The organism is Mycobacteriales bacterium, assembly GCA_035550055.1.
GTDB lineage: Bacteria > Actinomycetota > Actinomycetes > JAFAQI01 > JAFAQI01 > DASZTV01.
In genome coordinates, this window is sequence record DASZRO010000083.1 from 1 (window position 1) to 17,581 (window position 17,581).

At 67.5% G+C, this 17,581-nt stretch carries 22 protein-coding genes; all 22 read left to right on the top strand.

The genetic code is table 11. The annotated features are described in order from the left end of the window. The first annotated feature begins 163 nt into the window (after positions 1-163). The 22 genes from VG899_12350 (at position 164) to VG899_12455 (ending at position 17,579) form a co-directional block, all read left to right on the top strand. Positions 164-553: a hypothetical protein gene (locus tag VG899_12350; GenBank protein HWA67144.1), complete on the top strand. Its 390-nt coding sequence runs from the start codon at positions 164-166 to the stop codon at positions 551-553. Positions 554-684: 131 nt separating this feature from the next. Beyond that, positions 685-1,131, top strand: a complete 447-nt coding sequence (locus VG899_12355) for a hypothetical protein (protein HWA67145.1) — start codon at positions 685-687, stop codon at positions 1,129-1,131. Next, positions 1,124-1,339 carry a hypothetical protein gene (locus tag VG899_12360; GenBank protein HWA67146.1) on the top strand — a complete coding sequence of 72 codons (216 nt, stop codon included), beginning with the start codon at positions 1,124-1,126 and terminating at the stop codon, positions 1,337-1,339. Before VG899_12355 ends, VG899_12360 begins: the two co-directional genes overlap by 8 nt. 41 nt (positions 1,340-1,380) lie before the next feature. Next, complete coding sequence (locus tag VG899_12365) at positions 1,381-2,514, top strand: hypothetical protein (GenBank protein ID HWA67147.1); 1,134 nt, start codon at positions 1,381-1,383, stop codon at positions 2,512-2,514. An 888-nt stretch (positions 2,515-3,402) separates the two neighbouring features. Continuing rightward, on the top strand, positions 3,403-3,831 hold the full coding sequence (locus VG899_12370) for a hypothetical protein (GenBank protein ID HWA67148.1): 429 nt from the start codon (positions 3,403-3,405) through the stop codon (positions 3,829-3,831). Further along, positions 3,773-5,206, top strand: coding sequence for a terminase (locus VG899_12375; protein ID HWA67149.1), 1,434 nt, complete (start codon positions 3,773-3,775; stop codon positions 5,204-5,206). Before VG899_12370 ends, VG899_12375 begins: the two co-directional genes overlap by 59 nt. Before the next feature lie 19 nt (positions 5,207-5,225). Next, complete coding sequence (locus VG899_12380; GenBank protein ID HWA67150.1) at positions 5,226-5,381, top strand: hypothetical protein; 156 nt, start codon at positions 5,226-5,228, stop codon at positions 5,379-5,381. A 59-nt stretch (positions 5,382-5,440) separates the two neighbouring features. Then, complete coding sequence (locus VG899_12385) at positions 5,441-6,721, top strand: phage portal protein (GenBank protein HWA67151.1); 1,281 nt, start codon at positions 5,441-5,443, stop codon at positions 6,719-6,721. Next, on the top strand, positions 6,714-7,448 hold the full coding sequence (locus VG899_12390; protein HWA67152.1) for an HK97 family phage prohead protease: 735 nt from the start codon (positions 6,714-6,716) through the stop codon (positions 7,446-7,448). The genes VG899_12385 and VG899_12390 overlap by 8 nt, the downstream gene beginning before the upstream one ends. Then, a complete protein-coding gene (locus tag VG899_12395; protein ID HWA67153.1) occupies positions 7,445-9,064 on the top strand; it encodes a phage major capsid protein in 1,620 nt (539 codons plus the stop codon). Before VG899_12390 ends, VG899_12395 begins: the two co-directional genes overlap by 4 nt. A gap of 125 nt (positions 9,065-9,189) precedes the next feature. Then, entirely contained in the window at positions 9,190-9,498 is a 309-nt protein-coding gene (locus VG899_12400) for a hypothetical protein (GenBank protein HWA67154.1), read from the top strand. 6 nt (positions 9,499-9,504) lie between these two features. Beyond that, on the top strand, positions 9,505-10,131 hold the full coding sequence (locus tag VG899_12405; protein ID HWA67155.1) for a phage head-tail connector protein: 627 nt from the start codon (positions 9,505-9,507) through the stop codon (positions 10,129-10,131). 1 nt (position 10,132) lies between these two features. Next, positions 10,133-10,300, top strand: a complete 168-nt coding sequence (locus VG899_12410) for a hypothetical protein (GenBank protein HWA67156.1) — start codon at positions 10,133-10,135, stop codon at positions 10,298-10,300. Beyond that, positions 10,301-10,738: a hypothetical protein gene (locus VG899_12415; GenBank protein ID HWA67157.1), complete on the top strand. Its 438-nt coding sequence runs from the start codon at positions 10,301-10,303 to the stop codon at positions 10,736-10,738. A 3-nt stretch (positions 10,739-10,741) separates the two neighbouring features. Beyond that, positions 10,742-11,461 carry a hypothetical protein gene (locus VG899_12420; GenBank protein HWA67158.1) on the top strand — a complete coding sequence of 240 codons (720 nt, stop codon included), beginning with the start codon at positions 10,742-10,744 and terminating at the stop codon, positions 11,459-11,461. A 63-nt stretch (positions 11,462-11,524) separates the two neighbouring features. Continuing rightward, entirely contained in the window at positions 11,525-11,932 is a 408-nt protein-coding gene (locus VG899_12425; GenBank protein ID HWA67159.1) for a hypothetical protein, read from the top strand. After that, entirely contained in the window at positions 11,919-12,308 is a 390-nt protein-coding gene (locus tag VG899_12430; protein ID HWA67160.1) for a hypothetical protein, read from the top strand. The genes VG899_12425 and VG899_12430 overlap by 14 nt, the downstream gene beginning before the upstream one ends. Positions 12,309-12,320: 12 nt before the next feature. Continuing rightward, positions 12,321-12,647: a hypothetical protein gene (locus VG899_12435; GenBank protein ID HWA67161.1), complete on the top strand. Its 327-nt coding sequence runs from the start codon at positions 12,321-12,323 to the stop codon at positions 12,645-12,647. 114 nt (positions 12,648-12,761) lie between these two features. Further along, on the top strand, positions 12,762-14,507 hold the full coding sequence (locus VG899_12440) for a hypothetical protein (protein ID HWA67162.1): 1,746 nt from the start codon (positions 12,762-12,764) through the stop codon (positions 14,505-14,507). Next, positions 14,507-14,926, top strand: coding sequence for a hypothetical protein (locus VG899_12445; protein HWA67163.1), 420 nt, complete (start codon positions 14,507-14,509; stop codon positions 14,924-14,926). The genes VG899_12440 and VG899_12445 overlap by 1 nt, the downstream gene beginning before the upstream one ends. Then, complete coding sequence (locus VG899_12450) at positions 14,923-17,154, top strand: hypothetical protein (GenBank protein ID HWA67164.1); 2,232 nt, start codon at positions 14,923-14,925, stop codon at positions 17,152-17,154. The genes VG899_12445 and VG899_12450 overlap by 4 nt, the downstream gene beginning before the upstream one ends. Beyond that, the gene (locus VG899_12455; protein HWA67165.1) at positions 17,151-17,579 is read left to right on the top strand and encodes a hypothetical protein; all 429 of its coding nucleotides are present in this window, start codon (positions 17,151-17,153) and stop codon (positions 17,577-17,579) included. The genes VG899_12450 and VG899_12455 overlap by 4 nt, the downstream gene beginning before the upstream one ends. The last annotated feature ends 2 nt before the right edge of the window (positions 17,580-17,581 follow it).

A 17,581-nucleotide genomic window follows, 5' to 3' on the forward strand; every position in this document is an offset into this window, starting at 1 on the left:
GCATCACGACCTGATCCACAGCGGCCGCCGACCCTCACACAACCTCGGCTGGCTCGTGCACAGCAATACCGACCCGGCGGCCGTCCCCGTCCAGCTCACCGAGGACCGGTCGGTGTACCTCACCGACGACGGCACCTACCAGGAGGTGGCCTAACTCATGTGCATGGTCGACCCCTCCGACACCGAGTGGGAGTTCACGAGCGTCTCGCATCCACGCGCACGCAAGGAACACCGCTGCGACGAATGCCGCCGCATCATCAAGTCCGGCGAGGTCTACCAGCGTTTCGCCGGCAAATGCGACGGCTACCTGAGCAGCTACACGACCTGCTCGCACTGCGAAGCTGCTGTCGGCTGGCTGATCAAGGCCTGTGAGGGCTACATCTTCGGCCTGGCGCTCGCCGACCTGCGCGAGCACTGGGACGACTCTCCGGACTACCGGTCACCGACGCTCAAGCTGCTCATCGACGGTATGGCGTCCGGATGGCACGACGGCCTCGACGAGGTCCCTTCGGCCGAGCTCGTCGCAGCGGCCGTGCCGGTAGCGGCGGCATGATCACGCGCACCTCACGCGGCGAGCTGCTGATCGTCGGCCGGATGGGCCGCTTCGTGCACAACGTCATTGCCCACCCCGCTGCTCGTGCTGTGCCGCCCGGTCGGCGAGTGGCTTCATGAGAGGACCGAGCCGTGAGCGCCTATTGGGTCATCGCCGAGCATTCCCGTGACTACTACGATTGGGTCAACGACCTCGTCGTCAACGCCCCCGATTCCTTCGATGATGACGTCGCGCTCGAAGAGATCGTCACCCGTTACGTCCGATGGCTCGAATCGGAACAGACCGAGGATCTCGCCCAAGCCCGTCACATGGCGATGGAGCTCGAGGAGCAGAACGCCGAGCTGCTCGTCACGGTGCGACGCCTCGCCGCGGAACTCGCCGCCACCGACAAGATGGTCGGCCGATGCACAGTGACCAGGGACGGCCTCTTCGAAGGCGACGAGCTCGGCTGCGACCTCCTCCACGGCCACACTGGCCGACACCACGACCCGCGCTACGACGGCCACTGGCTTCCCCTCGGCTACGCGCCCACTCCAGCCGACGAGGCGCACAGCGACGCAGGGCCGCACCGTGGCTGACCACTTCAAGATCATCCTCGGCTACGGGCCGGTCGCCGGCATCCCCCGATGCCCGTGCAACGACCCGGGCAACCATGTCGCGGTCGAGCAGAGCACCACCGACCCCCTCGACCTGCTGATCCGCTGCTGGTGCGGCCGCACGATGCGAGCCCGCGCCGACAACGAGCAAGAGATCACCGACCTCATCGCCACCCGACGGACCGCATAGATGACGTGCTGGCCCTATTCCAAGCCGGAGCCTCGCAGCTCATGAACACAACCGCCGCACGCCGCCGCGCACGCCTCACCACAGACATTGGCCGCTACACGCGGCGAGCCTGCCGCTGCGGCCGGCCAATCCGCGACGCCTACCTCTGCCGCGAATGCACCGGCACGCTCGCCGCGCTGCTCGAGCAGGTGCCACAGCTCGCCGCCGACGCCGCGATCGCCTACAGCAAACGGTCACGCATGGCAGCGAAGGTCGGCGCCGCCCGCAGCGCCGAGACGTCGCTGCCGTACGACCCGCGGCCGCGCCGCGCGTCAGATCGCCTCGCCAAGGTGCTCTACCGCTACGCCGTCACCTTCAGCGGCCTGCTCCTGCCCGCAGGCCGACCGGCCGGCCCAACCCACCCTCGCTGCCAGCACACCTCCTGCACCGCGATCCGCGGCCAGCTCTCCACCGACCCACTCGACCTCGCCAAGCAGCTGCACGACCGCCGACACAAGATCCGCCGCCAACCAGCCGCACCCAACCTCCTCGCCGATCTGCAGCGCGCCACCGAGCGCCTCAGCGACCTCATCGACCGACACGAACACTGGTACGCCGGCCCGTGCCTCGAGCCGTACGTCTACCTCGACGAGAACAACGAGATCCGCCTCCAATGCACAGCCGAGCTCTACGCCCGCGACGACGCCACCGAGATCACCTGCCCGACCTGCGGCGCGATCCACAACCTCGAAGCCCGGCAACGCTGGCTCATGAAAGAAAGCGAAGAGGTCCTCGCCACCACACTGGAAATCTGCCGCGCAGTCGAGACCTACACCGGCACCGCACTCACCCAAGAACGCCTCCGCCAATGGCGCCACCGCGACAAGCTCCACGCTCGAGCCTGCCGCCTCGACGACCAAACGAACCTCTACCGCCTCGGCGACGTCCTCGACCTCCTCCACGCAGCACGCCGAGCCGCCATACCCGACCAGCGCGAAGACCTCGACGCATGGAACCTCGGCCCCGACCACCACTGCTCCAAGCCCAGCAAACCCCACGGCGTCGCGCTCTGCCCGGTCTGCGACGACCCAGTCAACATCAACGGACTCGCCATCGTCATGACCCACGGCACCTGCGACGGAGCCGGCATCACCGCCCGCCCACTACGCGTCACACCGGCGTGTCGAATCGCCTAACCGCGAAGGATCTGTCACGCTCCACTTCTCTACGTTGAGAGTGTTGTGCCCAGCCAAGCCCGGCCCACAAGCCGGGCTTTCGTATTCCCGCGGAATAGGCCAATGCCACAGCCCCAACGAACCACCACACAGCGCGGCTACGGCACTGAACACCAGCGCATCGCCCAAGCACTCAAGCGCGCAGCGATCGGCACCGAATGCCCCGGACCAGCTGACGGGCCACGCTCACCCAACTGCGTCGGCATCATGCGATCGGTCCGCGACATGGACGCCGACCACGGACGCCCGCTCAGCAAGGGCGGCACCAGGGCCGACCGCGTCTGCTGCAAGGCATGCAACCGATCCCACGGCGGCAGACTCGGCGCCGAGAAGACCAACGCGAGTAAGCGGACCGTGCGAGCGAACCCGAGCCGCGACTGGTGACCCGGGGGCACACCCCCACACGGAATCCGAGCGTCACCGTTGACCGCCGCCAGTCAAACTTTTTTACACGAACAAGTTCCCAAGCGTTACAGGCGGAATCGGGTTGTTGCGTTGCGAGACCTGCCGGTCCGAGCTCGGTTCGCAACAGGCTGGCCGTGGCCGCCCGCGCCGATTCTGCCTGCAGTGCCGGCCACGCAAGCGCGCATTGGGCGCACCGGGACCGCGACCGCCGCGCCAATGCGCGCGTTGCGGCAAAGGGTCCGGTCAACGGGCCTACTGCTCAACAACCTGCCGGACGTTGAGCCTCGGAAAGGTCAGGTGCACGCTTTGCGGCGACGGGATGCACATGAATCCCAGCCGAGCCGCGATGCCGACCTGCCGCAGGTGTCGTCACGAGCTCCGCGCAGATCGCGATGCCGACCTCGTGCTTGAGGCGAAGGAACAGCTAGTCCGAAGGTGGCCCGCATGGAGCGCAAGTGCGGCGAGTGCCACCAGCTGTACATAGCCCAGCGCAGCAACAGCCGGTATTGCTCGCCGAAATGCCGGGTGCGAGCGTCGCGGTCAGCCGCCAAGACTGGAGCGTCGTCGACACGCAAGCTCAGGGTCGTCGCCGACGTTGATGACGACACCGCGGCGAAGGACGACAAGCAGAAGGCGCGCTCCGTCCTTGAAGCGGTCGAGACCGGGGACTACCTCTCCGAGCTGGTCGCCACCCGTCGACGGATTGCTGTCGCGGTGAGCGATCCGAACACTCCGGCGCGCGATCTTGCCGCTCTCACACGCCGCCAGCTCGAGATCTCGAAGGAGATCCGCGCGATCGAGAAAGACCGGAAGGATGAGGTTGGCGAAGCGGCGGACACCCCAGACGAAGCGTGGCCTGCTTCCCGAGGCTAAGCATCTGGTGCTGCCGGCCGGCATCGTCGCGTCCGGCTTCCCGAGAGTCGAGGCGATCTGCAAGTCGATTCTGATCGAGTTCGATCCCTGGCAGCGCGACCTCAACCGGTGCATCCTTGCCAAGGGCAGCGATGGGCAGTACGCCGCGGATATCGTCGCACTCTCAATCGGCAGGCAGGTCGGTAAGACCTGGGATGTCGGCGCGGTGTGCTTCGCCGAGTGCATCGCCGTGCCGGAGACGACCGTCGTATGGACGGCCCATCGCTTCAAGGTGGCACGCGAAAGCTTCGATGAGCACCGAGGCATGGCACAGTCGCCCAAGCTGGCGGCGCACATTGACATAGATGAGATCACGACGGGCGCCGGCAACGAGTGCATCCCGTTCCGTAACGGGTCCCGGATCGTTTATGCAGCTCGCGAGCGCGGATCGATCCGAGGGTTCCGCAAGGTACGGATCCTCGTCCTCGACGAGGCGCAGATCCTCACCGAGGCCGCGCTGTCCGACCTCGCACCCACCCAGAACCAGGCGACCAACCCGCTGCTCATCCTGATGGGCACGCCACCAAAGCCCACCGATCCTGGGGACGTCTTCACGCGCATCCGCGCGGAGGCCCTATCAGGTGAGACGGACGCCACGCTCTACGTCGAGATCGGAGCGCAGAAGGGCTGCGATCCCGACGACCGCAACGCCTGGCGTGAAGCGAACCCGTCATACCCGAAGCGGACACCGGCACGCGCGATCCAACGGTTGCGGCGGCTGCTCTCGCTCGAGGACTTCCTGCGCGAGGCGCTCGGGATCTGGGACAGCTCCTCGACAGGCGTGCTTGACATCGACAAGTGGCGAAGGGAGCTCGCCGACCCGGCCCAGCAGTTCGAGGGCACACCGCCGCTCGGGCTCGACATGACACCCGACAGAGCGTGGTGCTCAATCGGTGCGGGCGCGATCGATGGCAAGCGCAGGCTCGTCGAACTCGTCGAGCACCGGCGCGGCTCATCCTGGGTCGTTGACTGGTTCACCGACCCTGGCAAGCCACATCGCCGGGGCTACCGGGTCGCGATCATGCCGGGGTCGCCGGCCGGGTCGCTGATCGAACCTCTTCGCGCCGCGGGCGTTGCAGTGTTCGAGGTGTCGAGCCAGGAGTACGCCCACGGATGCGGCGCGTGGTTCGACGCGTTCGAGGCGGGGACGCTGCGCCACCGCCCGCATCCCGATCTCGACGCGGCTGTTGAAGGTGCCCGCGTCACCAAGCGCGAGGCGTGGACCTGGGACCGGCGAAGCCCCAACGCGGTGATCTCGCCGCTGGTCGCCGTGACGTTGGCGGCTCAATGCGCGGCGCAGCCGCGTGAAGCGTTCTTCGCCGCCGCATGGCGGTGACCTGATGGAGGAGCGGTCGATGACGAAGCGCGAGATGGTCGCCGCCGTTCTACTCCTGGTCGCAGCTGCCGCGATCACGTCGGGGGCGTGGCTGCTCGCGCCGCCGGCCGGGCTGATCGTCGCCGGCGTCCTTCTCATTGGGTGGACCGCGGTTGTCGTGCTGGACGTCGCGTGAACCTGCTGCAGCGGATCGCGCGACCGGCCGCGCCCGAGAGGCGGTTCGACGTTCAGACGATGATCGAGGCGCTGAGCCAGTTCTCGTTCGGCGGTCACACCTACCAGCTGCAGCAGACGATGGCCGGTACAGCACTCGCCCCGACCGGTTCAGGGCTATCGGGTTACATGCGTGCGTTGAAGGGCTGCCCGCCTGCGTTCGCGGCCCAGCTGGTCCGGTCGATGGTGCTATCGCAGGCGCGGTTCGTCTTCCGGGGCGCGCGAGGCTCGAGCAGCCCAGGCCGGCTGTTCGGCACCACCGACCTCGCATTGCTCGAGCAGCCGTGGCCGAAAGGCACGACGAGCCAGCTGCTCACCCTCATGGAGTGGCACGCCGGAGTCGCCGGCAACGCGTACGTGTGGCGGACCGACAACGGCCTGAAGGTGCTGAACCCGGGCTGGGTGTCTGTCGTGCTGGGCAGCGCGTCGGAGCCGTCCGATCCCGCGGACGCGATCGACGCGGAGATCGTCGGCTACCTGTTCCACCCTGGAGGCCTCAGCTCCGGCAAGCAGCCTCGCACGCTTCTGCCGGCGGAGGTTGCCCATTGGGCGCCGCTTCCGGACCCCGAGACGCCCTCGGTAGGCATGTCATGGCTGACCCCGGCGGTCCAGGAGATGCAAGGGGACCAGGCCGCAACCGCGCACAAGCTGAAGTTCTTCGAGAACGGTGCGACGCCCAACATGGTCGTTAAGGGCATCCCGGCGATGAACGACGACGAGTTCAAGCGTCTCGTCAAGCTGATGGATGAGCAGTACTCCGGCGTGGCGAACGCCTACAAGACGCTCTACCTCGTCGCCGGCGCCGACGCCACAGTCGTCGGGTCCGACATGGCGCAGATGGCCTTCAAGGACACGCAGGGCGCAGGTGAGACGAGGATCGCGATGCTCGCCCGCGTCCCCACCGTCGTACTGCAGGCCTCTGAGGGGCTGCAAGGGTCGGCGCTCAACGCGGGGAACTTCGGGCAAGCGCGGCGGCTGTTCTCCGACTCGTGGCTCTACCCGACATTGCAGTCCGTCGCCGCCACGCTCGGAGGGATCGTCACCGTGCCGGGCGGCGCGGACCTCTGGTTCGACACGGGCGATATGCCCTTCGTCCGGGAGGACGCCTCCGACCTCGCTGACATCCAGCAGAAGCAGGCCGCCACGGTGAAGACCCTCGTCGACGCCGGCTACAGCCCAGAGTCCGCCGTGAACGCCGTGCAGGCCAACGACTTCAGCCAGCTGCAGCACACCGGCCTCGTCTCCGTCCAACTGCAGAAGCCAGGCGCGACCGCCCCGACGACAGGAGAGCCCGATGCCTGAGGAGATCTCACCGCTGTGGTGTGTGCGCGAGCTGCGCTCGACCCCGCGGATTCGCGCCGCGGCCGGCGACGACCAGGCGCCGACGCTGTTCGGTCACTTCTCCGCCGTGAACGAGTGGTACGAGATCGATTCGATGTTCGAAGGCCACTTCCTTGAACGGACCGCGCCGGGCTTCCCGATCGTGGACGGCAACACCCAGATCCTGTTCAACCACGGCTTCGACGTCCTCGGCATTCAGGTCATCGCGGCGATCCGCTCGATCGACCCATCGACCACCGCCTACGAAGGCGACCTGTTCAGCGTGCCACAGCTGCTCATCGACGGGCTGCGCGCCGGCGTCTACGGGTCGTCCTTCCGATTCCAGGTCATCGAAGACAACTGGGACTACCAGCCCGACCCGTCCGACTACAACCCGACCGCGCTGCCCGAACGCACCATCGTGTCCGCCGCGGTCCCCGAGTTCGGACCCGTCACCTTCCCAGCCAACCCCGCCTCCGACAGCGGCGCGCGCAGCGCCACCGACCGTTTCTACGAGCAGCTGCTGCGCCACCGACCAGACCAGGTCGACGCGCTCGCCGCGCGTTCCCTCGAACTTCGCAGCCCGTCCGGGCGATCCGACGCGCGACGCGCGGATGGTGGACAGCAGGGCAGCGAGACCGGCCAGCGGCCGGACCCCTCATCCCAAGCGCGCGACCGCGCGCTTCGCCTGAACGGAGTGATCAAGTGAGAGCCTTGCTGCTCTGCGCGAGCCTGCTGCTCGCGCTCACGGTCGTCGGCAGCTACCTGTCGACGATGGCGCGCACCTCGCGCGCGTTCCCCGCACTTCCCGGCCGGCTCACCTTGCTGCGGGTCGGCCTGACCGGCAACCAGCTCGGCGACGTCCTGCTGAACATCCCCGACGAGCTGCGCGGCAAGACCGTCGCGCAGCTCGTCGAGATCCGGGACTACCTCGGCGAGTGCCTGCGTTCGCTGCATCAGGCCGAGGACGGCTCGCTGCGCTCGCTCAACGACGACGAGAGCGCTTCCTTCAACGCCGGCCTCGAGCTGCGCAACGCTGCCGAAGAGCTCATCAAGCGGCACAACCAGATTGCCGGTCTGGCGAACACGCCGGCCGCGCTGCCTGGCGACGCTGGCGCTCGAGGAGGCGCCGCGCCGGGACTGATCGTGCGCAACGACCCGTACGACCTGGACGCGATCCGGTTCTCGCCGTTCGACACGCCGCAGCACCGCAGCGGCGTGATGCGCGACCACGCGCTGCGGGCCATCGAGGCGAAGGAGGTCAGCCTCACCGACGAGCAGCGTTCGCGCGTCGAGAAGCTGGTCCGCCGGCTGCCGGAGGTCGCCGAGCGGGTGCTCGTCACCGGATCGCCCGGCTACCGGGAGGCGTTCGCCGCCCTGTGGGACGCGGCGCTGCGCGGGCAGCAGGCGCTGCTAACCGCAGACCAGGCCCGGTTCCTGCAGCGCGCCGCATCGCTGACGAACAACGCCGGCGGCTACGCGGTGCCGTTCACGCTCGACCCGACCGTGATCCTCACCCAGGCGGGGTCGCTGAACCCCATCCGCCAGATCGGCACGGTGAAGATGATCTCCACCGACGTCTGGAAGGGCGTCACGTCGGCCGGGATCACCGTCTCCTGGGACGGGGAGGCCGGCGAGGTCAGCGACGACAGCCCGACGATCGGCCAGCCGAGCATCCAGACCTGGAAGGCGCAGGGCTTCGTTCCGTTCTCGATCGAGATCGGGCAGGACTGGGCCGGCTTCGAGGCCGAGATGCAGTCGGAGTTCCAGGCCGCGCGGGACGTCGCCGAAGCCGCCGCGTTCGCGCTCGGCGCCGGCGACGGGTCGCACCAGCCGGAGGGCATCGTCACGAAGCTCGCCGGCGGGTCCAGCCAGGTGAGCTCGGCCACCACGGACACGTTCGCCATCGCCGACGTGTACGCGACCTACGAGAAGCCCGCGGCCCGCTACCGCTCCAAGGGCTCCTGGCTGGCGAACATGTCGATCTACGACAAGGTCCGCCAGTTCGGCACCGCGAACAACTACCACGCGTTCTGGACGGCGCTCGGCGGCGGCCTGCCGTCGTTGCTGCTCGAGCGGCCCGTGTACGAGTCGCCCGACATGGACGGGTCGATCACGGCAGACGCCGAGAACTACGCGCTGGTGTTCGGCGACTTCAGCCAGTACGTGATCGTCGACCGGGTCGGCATGAACGTCGAGCTGGTGCCGCACCTGTTCGCCACGGCGAACAACCGGCCGTCCGGCCAGCGTGGGCTCTACGCGTGGTGGCGAGTCGGCGGCGGTTCGGTCAACGACGCCGCCTTCGCGCTGCTCGACGTCACCTGATAGGTCGACGCGACGCGTAGCGACCTCAGCCCCGACTGGACGACCTCCGGTCGGGGCTGAGGTCAGCCCACCTCCATTCCGCCGGAATATCCGGCGGCCACAACCCCTCGAAACGGAGCAAGCACATGGCGCGAGAGCTGCTGATCGCCACTGAAAGCTTCTGGATCGCCACCAAGGACGGCCGCGGCGAGCAGATCACCTCCGGCAGCCTGCACGCCGCTGACAGCGCCGTCGTGAAGGCCCACCGCGACAAGTTCAGGACCCCCGAGGACCTCGCCGTCTCGCCCGCGACGCCAACCTTCGGCCCGACCGAGCAGGCGACCGCGGCACCCGGTGAGAAGCGCCGAGGCCCTCGCCGCGGCACCAAGCCGGCCATCCATGCCGGCCCGACCGAGCAGGCGACCGCGGCACCCGCCGGCGACGGCCAGGATTGACGCGCGTTGCCCGTCATCACCATCACCCAGCTCAAGGCGCATCTCGGTCTCACTGACAGCGTCGACGACGCGACGCTGACCGTCGCGGTCAACGCAGCGAACGCCGCCATCGTCGCCTACTGCGGCCGCTCGTTCGACAAGACCAACCGCGGCGAAGAGACCACCCGCCTGTTCGAGGTGTGCGACCCCTACGTCGTCGACGTCGATGACATCTGGGACACCACCAACCTTGCCGTCAAGACCGACAGTGGCGGGGAAGGTGTCTACGACGTCACCTGGGGCAGCGCCGACTACCAGCTCGAGCCGCTCAACGGCCTCGTCACCGGCATCAGCGTCCCCTTCTACCGGCTGCGGGCCGTGCTCGGTAGGACCTTCCCTGTCCTCGGCGGCAGCCACCGTCCGGCACTGCAACTCACCGCCGCGTGGGGATGGGCGTCGGTCCCAGACATGGTCACCGACGCCGCGCTGATCAAGGCCGCACGGCTGTTCAAGCGCAAGGACTCCCCGGAAGGTGTCCTCGGCGGCTACGCCGACACCGGCGCCGTCCGGATCTCCCAGTACGAGGACCCGGACGTCTGCTCGTTGCTCGCGCCCTACCGCAAGGGCACTGTCGCCATGCCGATCGGGAGATGAGATGGGCGTCTACGTCAGGCGAGGCCTCAAGCGCCCTCTCGTCGACCCGCGCCATGGCGGCAAGATCGTGCCGCGCCCCGACCGCGAGTACGACGAGAACGACCCGCTGGTCCTCGCGCATCCTCGCTGCTTCGCGCCCCGACCGGTCAAGAAGCCCCGAGGCAAGTAGGTGGCGCTCGACCTAGTCGCGATCCGCGCCGCGCTGCAGGCCGCGATCGGGACCATCGACGGGATGCGCGTCTACCCGACGATCCCCGAAAAACCGGAGTTCCCGGCCGCCGTAGTGGCGCTCAGCCCCGACGAGACCGTCAACTACAACGTCGCGATGCAAAGGGGCCTCGCGGAAGCGAACTTCGAGGTTGTGCTGCTTGTCCCGCTCGCCAAAGGGTTCGACCGTGCGCAGAAACAGATCGACGGGTACCTGTCCGCCGGTACCGGCCAGACCAGCAGCGTGATCGACGCACTCGAGGCCGACAAGACCCTCGACGGAGCGGTGTCGCACTGCTACGTCTCCGCCGCGACCGGCTACGGCACCACCCAACCCGACAACTGCCCGGCGTGCGCGACCGCCCGGCTCACCGTCGTCGTCCGCAACCCGAGGAGCTAGCCGATGGGCGCCTTCGTTCTCACCGACTGCACCGTCTTCGTCGGCGGCTACGACCTGTCCTCGGACTCGAACAAGCTCACGGTCGCGCTCACCGCCGACGAGCTCGACGCCACCCCCTTCAAGGCCGGCGGCTATCACAAGCGTCTCGCCGGGCTGAAGTCCGGCCAGATCGACCACGAAGGGTTCGTCTCCTACCCAGACGAAGACGGCACCCTGTGGTCGGACATCTCCGCTGAGCGGCTCGTCACGGTCTGCCCGACCGGCGTCGAAGGTGACGTCGCCTACTTCATGAACGCGCGGCGCCTCGCCTATACGCCCGTCGACGCGACAGTCGGAGAGATCGCGAACTTCCAGGGCTCCGCGTCGTCATCGGACGGCGTCGGCGTCGCCCGAGGCCGGCTGATCCTGCCGCCAACCCGGGTGACGGGCATCGCCTCCGCGATCAGCCCGATCATGCAGCTCGGCGCGATCGAAACCGGCCAGAAGCTGTACGTCGCGGTGCACTGCTTCAGCGCCGCCGGCAGCTCCGCGGCCGTCACGGTCAAATCCGCCGCGACCATCGGCTTCACGGGCGCCACCGTCCGCTGGACCAGCGACGCGATCACCGCGCCCGGCGGCGTGTTCGCCGCAGTCGATCTCGGCGCGATCACCGACACCTACTGGGAAGCCCGCGTCGACGCTGGCGCCGACTTCGAGGTCGCCGTCGCCCTCGCCATCCAGTAGCAGCTCGCACGCACCCGGGCGTCACGCCCAACCTCACCGGATCCCGAACAAGGAGAACCCGTCATGGGCGCTTTCGTCTGCCTCGACTTCACCGTCACCGTCGGCGACGTCGACCTGTCCGACCACATCTCGAAGGTGACGATCGCCGCCACCGTCGACGAGGTCGACTCCACCGCCTTCACCGAGGACTGGCACTCGCGCCTCGGGGGCCTCAAGGACTGGAGCGTCCAGATCGACTTCAACCAGGACTTCTCCGCCGACGAGGTCGACGCCACCCTCTGGCCGCTGTTCGGCACCCTCGCCGCGATCACCGCCAAGCCCTTCGCAGGGTCGGTGTCCGCGACGAACCCGCAGTACTCCGGCAACGCGCTCATCTCCCAGCACAACCCGCTCGACGGGCAGGTCGGCGACCTGGCGAAGAACTCCGTCACCTGGCCGGGGTCGGGCGCGCTCGCGCGTGCAACGGCTTAGCGTCGAGGTCGAAGGCCTCAAGCAGCTCGCGGCCGACATTCGCCGCGGCCGCGACACCGACCTTCCGAAGAAGGTCAAGGCGGCGAACAAGTCCATCGCCGCCCGCGTCGTTGAGAAGGCGATGCCCAACGTGCCGCGGCTTTCCGGCGCGCTCGCCGGATCCGTGAAGGCCCTCGCCACCGTCACCTCCGCAAGCGTGAAGGCCGGCACACCCTCACGCGTCCCGTATGCCGGCGTCATCCATTGGGGATGGCGGGCGCACGGCATCACCTCCCGACCCTTCCTCACCGACGCCGCGGCGTCCGTCGAGGCCTCGGTGACGGCCGACTACGAGCAGGCGCTGCAGGCCGTCATCGACGAGATCAGCGCCGAATAAGGAGCTTCGTTCATGGCACCCAAGCAACCCAAGGCGGCGAGCACCGCGCCCTCGTCGAGCATCACGTTCAACCCCAACGACCTCTCGGTCAACGACCTGGTCGACTTCGAGGAAGCCACCGGCAAAGACCTCTTCGAGGTGCTGCCCACCGACGCGAAGGCCGTCGAGGACTGGCGGCCGTCCGCGAAAGTGATGCGCGCCCTGCTGTGGATCGCCCGCCGGCGTGAGCAGCCGGGCCTCACGCTGCTCGAGGCCGGCGACCTGACCATCGAGGAGTTCGTCCTCGACTTCGGCGGCGATGAGCCGCGCCCTACCGGCGGCGCTGGCTCGACCAGCTAGCGCCCATCTGCTGCGTCTTCGGCTGGGACTTCGAGACGGCAATGCGCATGGACTTCCAGCAGCTCGCCGCGGCCGGCGAGTTCGCCGGCACGTACCTGAAGGCGGTGACCTCACATGGCTAAGGGCACTGTCGTCGTCAAGTTCCTCGGCGACGCCTCCCAGCTGAACCGGACGATGACGGGCGTCGAGAAGGGCACCGGGAAGCTCGGCGCCGGCCTCAAGGTCGCTGCTGCGGCCGTCGTGGGTGGGTTCGGCTACGCGCTCAAGGGCGGCCTCGACCAGTTGGAAAGCTTCGGCAAGGGCCAGGCGCTTCTCACCCAAGGCCTCAAGTCCACCCGCGACGCCTCTGGCGAGACCGTCAAGGGGATGGAAGACCTCGCGGACAACATCCAGGACTACTCAGGACAGACCCGCGACTCGATCGTCAACACCGAGCAGCTGCTGCTCACCTTCCAGAACTTGCGCAACGGGATGGGCAAGGGCAACGACATCTTCACCCGCACCACCAAGCTCGCCGCCGACATGGCGGCCCGGTTCGGTGGTGACGCCTCCTCGCAGGCGGTCAAGCTCGGCAAGGCCCTCAACGACCCGGTCAAGGGCCTGTCGTCGCTGACCCGGGTCGGTGTGACGTTCACCGCCGCCCAGCAGAAGCAGATCAAGGCATTGGTCGCCGGCGGCAAGACGATGCAGGCGCAGAAAGTCATCCTCGGCGCGCTCGACCAGAAGTTCGCCGGCAGCGCCAAAGCGGTCGGCGACACCCTGCCCGGCAAGATCGCGAAGCTGAAGAACTCGTGGAACGACATGACCCGCCAGCTCGCCGCCGCGCTGCTGCCGGCACTGATCAAGGCCACCGACTGGCTCGAGAAGATCGGCAGCTGGGTGCAGAAGAACAAAGGCTGGCTCCTGCCGCTGGTCGCGGTCCTCGGCAGCTTCGCCGCCACCGTGTTGATCGTCACGAAAGCGATCGAGCTGTGGACCGCCGCGCAGGAGCTTCTCGACGCCGCGATGGACGCCAACCCGGTCGTACTGGTCATCGCGGCCGTGGTCGCGCTTGGCGTCGCCCTCGTCGTGGCCTACAAGAAGTCGCAGACCTTCCGTGACGTGGTCAACGGCGTCTTCAACGCCATCAAGACCGTGGTCGGTGACGTGGTGGGATTCATCACCAAGCACTGGAAGCTGATCGTTACCCTCTTCGCCGGGATCGTCGCCGGACCCATCGGGCTGGGCATCGCGTGGATGGTGACGCACCTCGGTGACGTGAAGTCCATCGCGTCGGCCGTAGCGAACTTCTTCACCGGACCCTTCCTTCACGGAATCGGCCTGTTCATCTCGACCTTCATCCAGGGGCTGAAAGATCTCGCAAACGTCGCCCTCGACGTCTTCGGCTGGATCGTTAAAGGTGGCTCGACGATGCTTGGCTGGGTGCCCATCATTGGGCCCAAGCTGAAGAAAGCCGCCGCGGACTTCGCCTTCTTCAAAGAAGAGGTAACGAACCAGCTCAGCCAGATCGCCACCAGCGCGTCCGCGCTGGGCACCAAAACGGGCAACAACTTCGGTAACGCCGCGGCGGCCGCTATCCACGCCAAGCTGCTCGCGGTCGCGATCTCGCTGCCTGAGATCGGCGGAGATCTCGACCTGAGGACCGGAGTCACCACCGCCCGCACACCAGGCGGAAAAGCCAAGGGAAGCTCAAGCGGAAGCGGCACCAGCACCTCGACCGGCACCACGTCATACGGCTGGAAACCCAACACCGCCCACACGACCATCAACGTCTACAACCCAGTGCCGGAGAAGGCCAGCGACACCGTCGCCCAGCGGTTGCGTGAGCTGGCCTACGTGCACGGCATGGCGTTCGCCTGATGGCAGACGGGCTGCTCGTCGACGGCAGTGACATCCAGTCGGCCGGCGCGCGCATCATCCAGGTCTGGGACGACCCGCTGGACACGCCGCAGAAGCGTGGGTCGAACATCACGATCCCGTACGCCGACGGCGAGCTGTATGTGCCGAAGAAGCCCCTCGCCGCCCGGGACTATTCCGTGGGAATGCTCATCGTCGGGGCCGACCTCGAAGGGTTGTACGCCGAGCTCGATGCGCTCAATGCACTGCTCCCCGACCTCACTGGCGACGACACGACCTGCACACTGACCGAACAGTGCGCCGGCCGGGCTGATGTCACCGCGCTCGCCGAGTACACCGGCGGTCTGTCACCGAGCATGCAGAACTACCGGATGGCGAAACTGACGTTGCGGTTCCGGATCCTCGGCGGGATCTTCACGTGACCCTGCTGCCCTGCCAGATCGTCGAGCTCCGCATCTACGACCGCGACGGCACGACGCTGCGCGGCACCTTCCGCGGCGCCGACGACACCGGTGTCACCGGACTGCAATGGTCTGACCTGCTCGGCACAGTCGGATCGTCGAGCCTCGCCGTGCCGCTCGTGCAGACCATCATGGCGAGCAGCCCGACCCTGCTCGACAATGCGATCGCGAAGATCGCCACCAACCTCGGCACCGACCCCGACGACCTCACGGAGATCTTCGGGTTCCTCTGCGAAGGCGGACAGTTCAGCCTCGTCGGCGACGAGGAAGACGCGGGCAAGCAACGCGGCCTGCAATGCCGCGGCCTGCTCGGTCTCTTCGATGACGCCATCATCTACCCGGAAGGCGGCTTCCGGGACGTCGCCGCCGACTCGCGCTACTTCGGCTGGATGTCCGCCGAGAACGCGCATTGGTTCGACGAAGACCAGTGGGACGGCACGATCCTCGGCACCGTCTGGAAAGACGTCACCTCCGACGCCGACCGGTACCGGCTCCCGAAGGGCTGGCCGGACCCCTACGCCAAATGGATCTGCGTCGAAGGTCGCAAACCCAAGCAGTACTTCCGGGCGAAGATCACCGTCGACGAAGCAACTCCCGTGCGCATGTACGCCTCAGCCGATGAGAACCTGCGGGTCTTCCTCGACTCGGAGCAGATCATCAAGCACAACGCGCGCGAGATGGGCTACACCGAGCTCAACCACTGGCGCGGCACCCTTTCCGCCGGCACCCACACCATCGGGATCCACTTCCTTCGCGTTGACGACTCGTTCTGGACGTTCAACGAAGGCTGGGACACCGACTTCACCGACCGCGGCATCTTCACCTGCTTCGCCATCGACGAGAAAGGCAACTACCACTCCCTGCTGCGCCACTCCAACGACACCCCCAACTGGCTCGGTGTCGGGATCGGATGGGACAGCAGGCCGCCGACGTGGCGCGCCGCTGGCATCGTCGGGATCCTGGTCGATGAGGCGATCGCCCGCGGCGTCCAGTCCATGTCGCGGATCAGCTTCGGTTTCGACGACACCGATGACACCGCCGGCAACGCCTGGCCTGACCTGACGGAGAAGTCCTGGCCGGTCGGCACCAAATACACGCAGGTGCTGACCGACCTCGGCGACGACGTCGACTGGGACCTCCTCCCGGATCTCACCCTCAACGCCTACAAGTCCCAAGGAAGCGAGAAAAGCGGCACGGTCGCGCTTCAGACCGGCGTGAACATCCTCGAGCTCACCGACACAGTCACCCCACCCAGCGCCACCACGATGCTCGCGCTTTCCGCCGAGAGATGGGTCGAAGTAGGGGACAAGGCCTCAGAGTCGGTCAACGATCGACGCGAAGGGTTCCTGCAGACCGGCGGATCAACCTCACGCCAGGAAGCGCGCCACCGAGCGCTCGTCGCCCTCGAAGGCACCGCAACCGAACAGCACGACTATTCCTGCCAGTTCGTCGCGGTCACCGGCTGCGTGCCCTACCAAGACTTCGGGAAAGGCGACTGGATCACCTGCCCGGACAAGACCGACACCCCCGTGTCAATGCGGGTCCTGTCGATCTCCGGCGAGACACCCGACGACGGGCCCATCCGCTGGACAGTCGAGCTACGCCCCAACGGCCTCCCGCTGACCATCACCGGCGGCGGAGGTGGCGACGGCGACACGGGCCCTCCTGTACCGATCGGCGGCATGGTCAGCGAAGGAGACCTGATGGTCGCGGCCGGCTGGACCGGCGGCGATGACCCGACCTCCTCACTCGGCCTCGAGTTCCAGAAAGCGGATGGCACCTGGGAGACCGTCGCCAGCTGGAGCAGCGCAACCGCAGGCACCTCGAGCGCGGGCAACGACCAGGTCGTCAAGCTGTGGACCTACGTCATCCCGAGCGGCGGGTCCACCGCCGTACGGCTGATCGGCACCGCCGGCGCCTCAGCGGTGATCCAACGCGCACAGACGGACACCGCTCTCAACGCTGGCCACGCAGTGAGCGCCGCCTGGGCGGAGGTGCTCGGCGGCGGCACGATCAGCGTCGGCGCGGCCGACTTCTACCTCGCCGCCGCGTGGGACCTCGGCACCGACGACAGCGACGTCAGCCTCGGACCGCCCGCCATGTTCCTCGTCGGATGCGACGACAGCGAAACCGCGTCGTACGGCGCCACGCATTACGTGAGCGGTCTGCTCGTCGGGCTGAACACATGACCCGGCCGCGCCCGACCTTCACCCAACGGGTCATCACAGCGCTCGCCTCGATGATCCCGGGCACAGTCGGCGGGAAGGTCAGCAACGCCTCACCGCTGGCGTACGGCGAATCGACCGTCGAAGCGCTCAGCATCGGCTCGACCGCCACCACAGTCGCTGCCACCACAGAGGCGCAGTGGTACCTCGACCGGTTCAGCCTCGCCGCGGACGGCGCGCAGACCCTCGATCTCACCCACGCGCCGGTCGATGAGTCGTGGAACGTCTACCTCAACGGCGTCGAGCAGGACGAGGCGAACGACTACACCGTCGACGTTGACGCCGCGACCATCTCGCTTGAGACAGCGATGAAGCCACTCACCGGCGACGTCGTCGACGTCCGCTACAGCTACACCGACAAGATCCCCAACGACACCGAGACGGGGTGAGC

Bases quoted from the DNA above. Each gene is read 5' to 3' on its own strand.
- VG899_12385 (HWA67151.1), top strand. From the start codon at position 5,441: ATGATCGAGGCGCTGAGCCAGTTCTCGTTCGGCGGTCACACCTACCAG.
- VG899_12370 (HWA67148.1), top strand. From the start codon at position 3,403: ATGGAGCGCAAGTGCGGCGAGTGCCACCAGCTGTACATAGCCCAGCGC.
- VG899_12390 (HWA67152.1), top strand. From the start codon at position 6,714: ATGCCTGAGGAGATCTCACCGCTGTGGTGTGTGCGCGAGCTGCGCTCG.
- VG899_12380 (HWA67150.1), top strand. From the start codon at position 5,226: ATGACGAAGCGCGAGATGGTCGCCGCCGTTCTACTCCTGGTCGCAGCT.
- VG899_12435 (HWA67161.1), top strand. From the start codon at position 12,321: ATGGCACCCAAGCAACCCAAGGCGGCGAGCACCGCGCCCTCGTCGAGC.
- VG899_12455 (HWA67165.1), top strand. From the start codon at position 17,151: ATGACCCGGCCGCGCCCGACCTTCACCCAACGGGTCATCACAGCGCTC.
- VG899_12365 (HWA67147.1), top strand. From the start codon at position 1,381: ATGAACACAACCGCCGCACGCCGCCGCGCACGCCTCACCACAGACATT.
- VG899_12375 (HWA67149.1), top strand. From the start codon at position 3,773: ATGAGGTTGGCGAAGCGGCGGACACCCCAGACGAAGCGTGGCCTGCTT.
- VG899_12410 (HWA67156.1), top strand. From the start codon at position 10,133: ATGGGCGTCTACGTCAGGCGAGGCCTCAAGCGCCCTCTCGTCGACCCG.
- VG899_12420 (HWA67158.1), top strand. From the start codon at position 10,742: ATGGGCGCCTTCGTTCTCACCGACTGCACCGTCTTCGTCGGCGGCTAC.
- VG899_12440 (HWA67162.1), top strand. From the start codon at position 12,762: ATGGCTAAGGGCACTGTCGTCGTCAAGTTCCTCGGCGACGCCTCCCAG.
- VG899_12400 (HWA67154.1), top strand. From the start codon at position 9,190: ATGGCGCGAGAGCTGCTGATCGCCACTGAAAGCTTCTGGATCGCCACC.
- VG899_12425 (HWA67159.1), top strand. From the start codon at position 11,525: ATGGGCGCTTTCGTCTGCCTCGACTTCACCGTCACCGTCGGCGACGTC.
- VG899_12350 (HWA67144.1), top strand. From the start codon at position 164: ATGGTCGACCCCTCCGACACCGAGTGGGAGTTCACGAGCGTCTCGCAT.
- VG899_12445 (HWA67163.1), top strand. From the start codon at position 14,507: ATGGCAGACGGGCTGCTCGTCGACGGCAGTGACATCCAGTCGGCCGGC.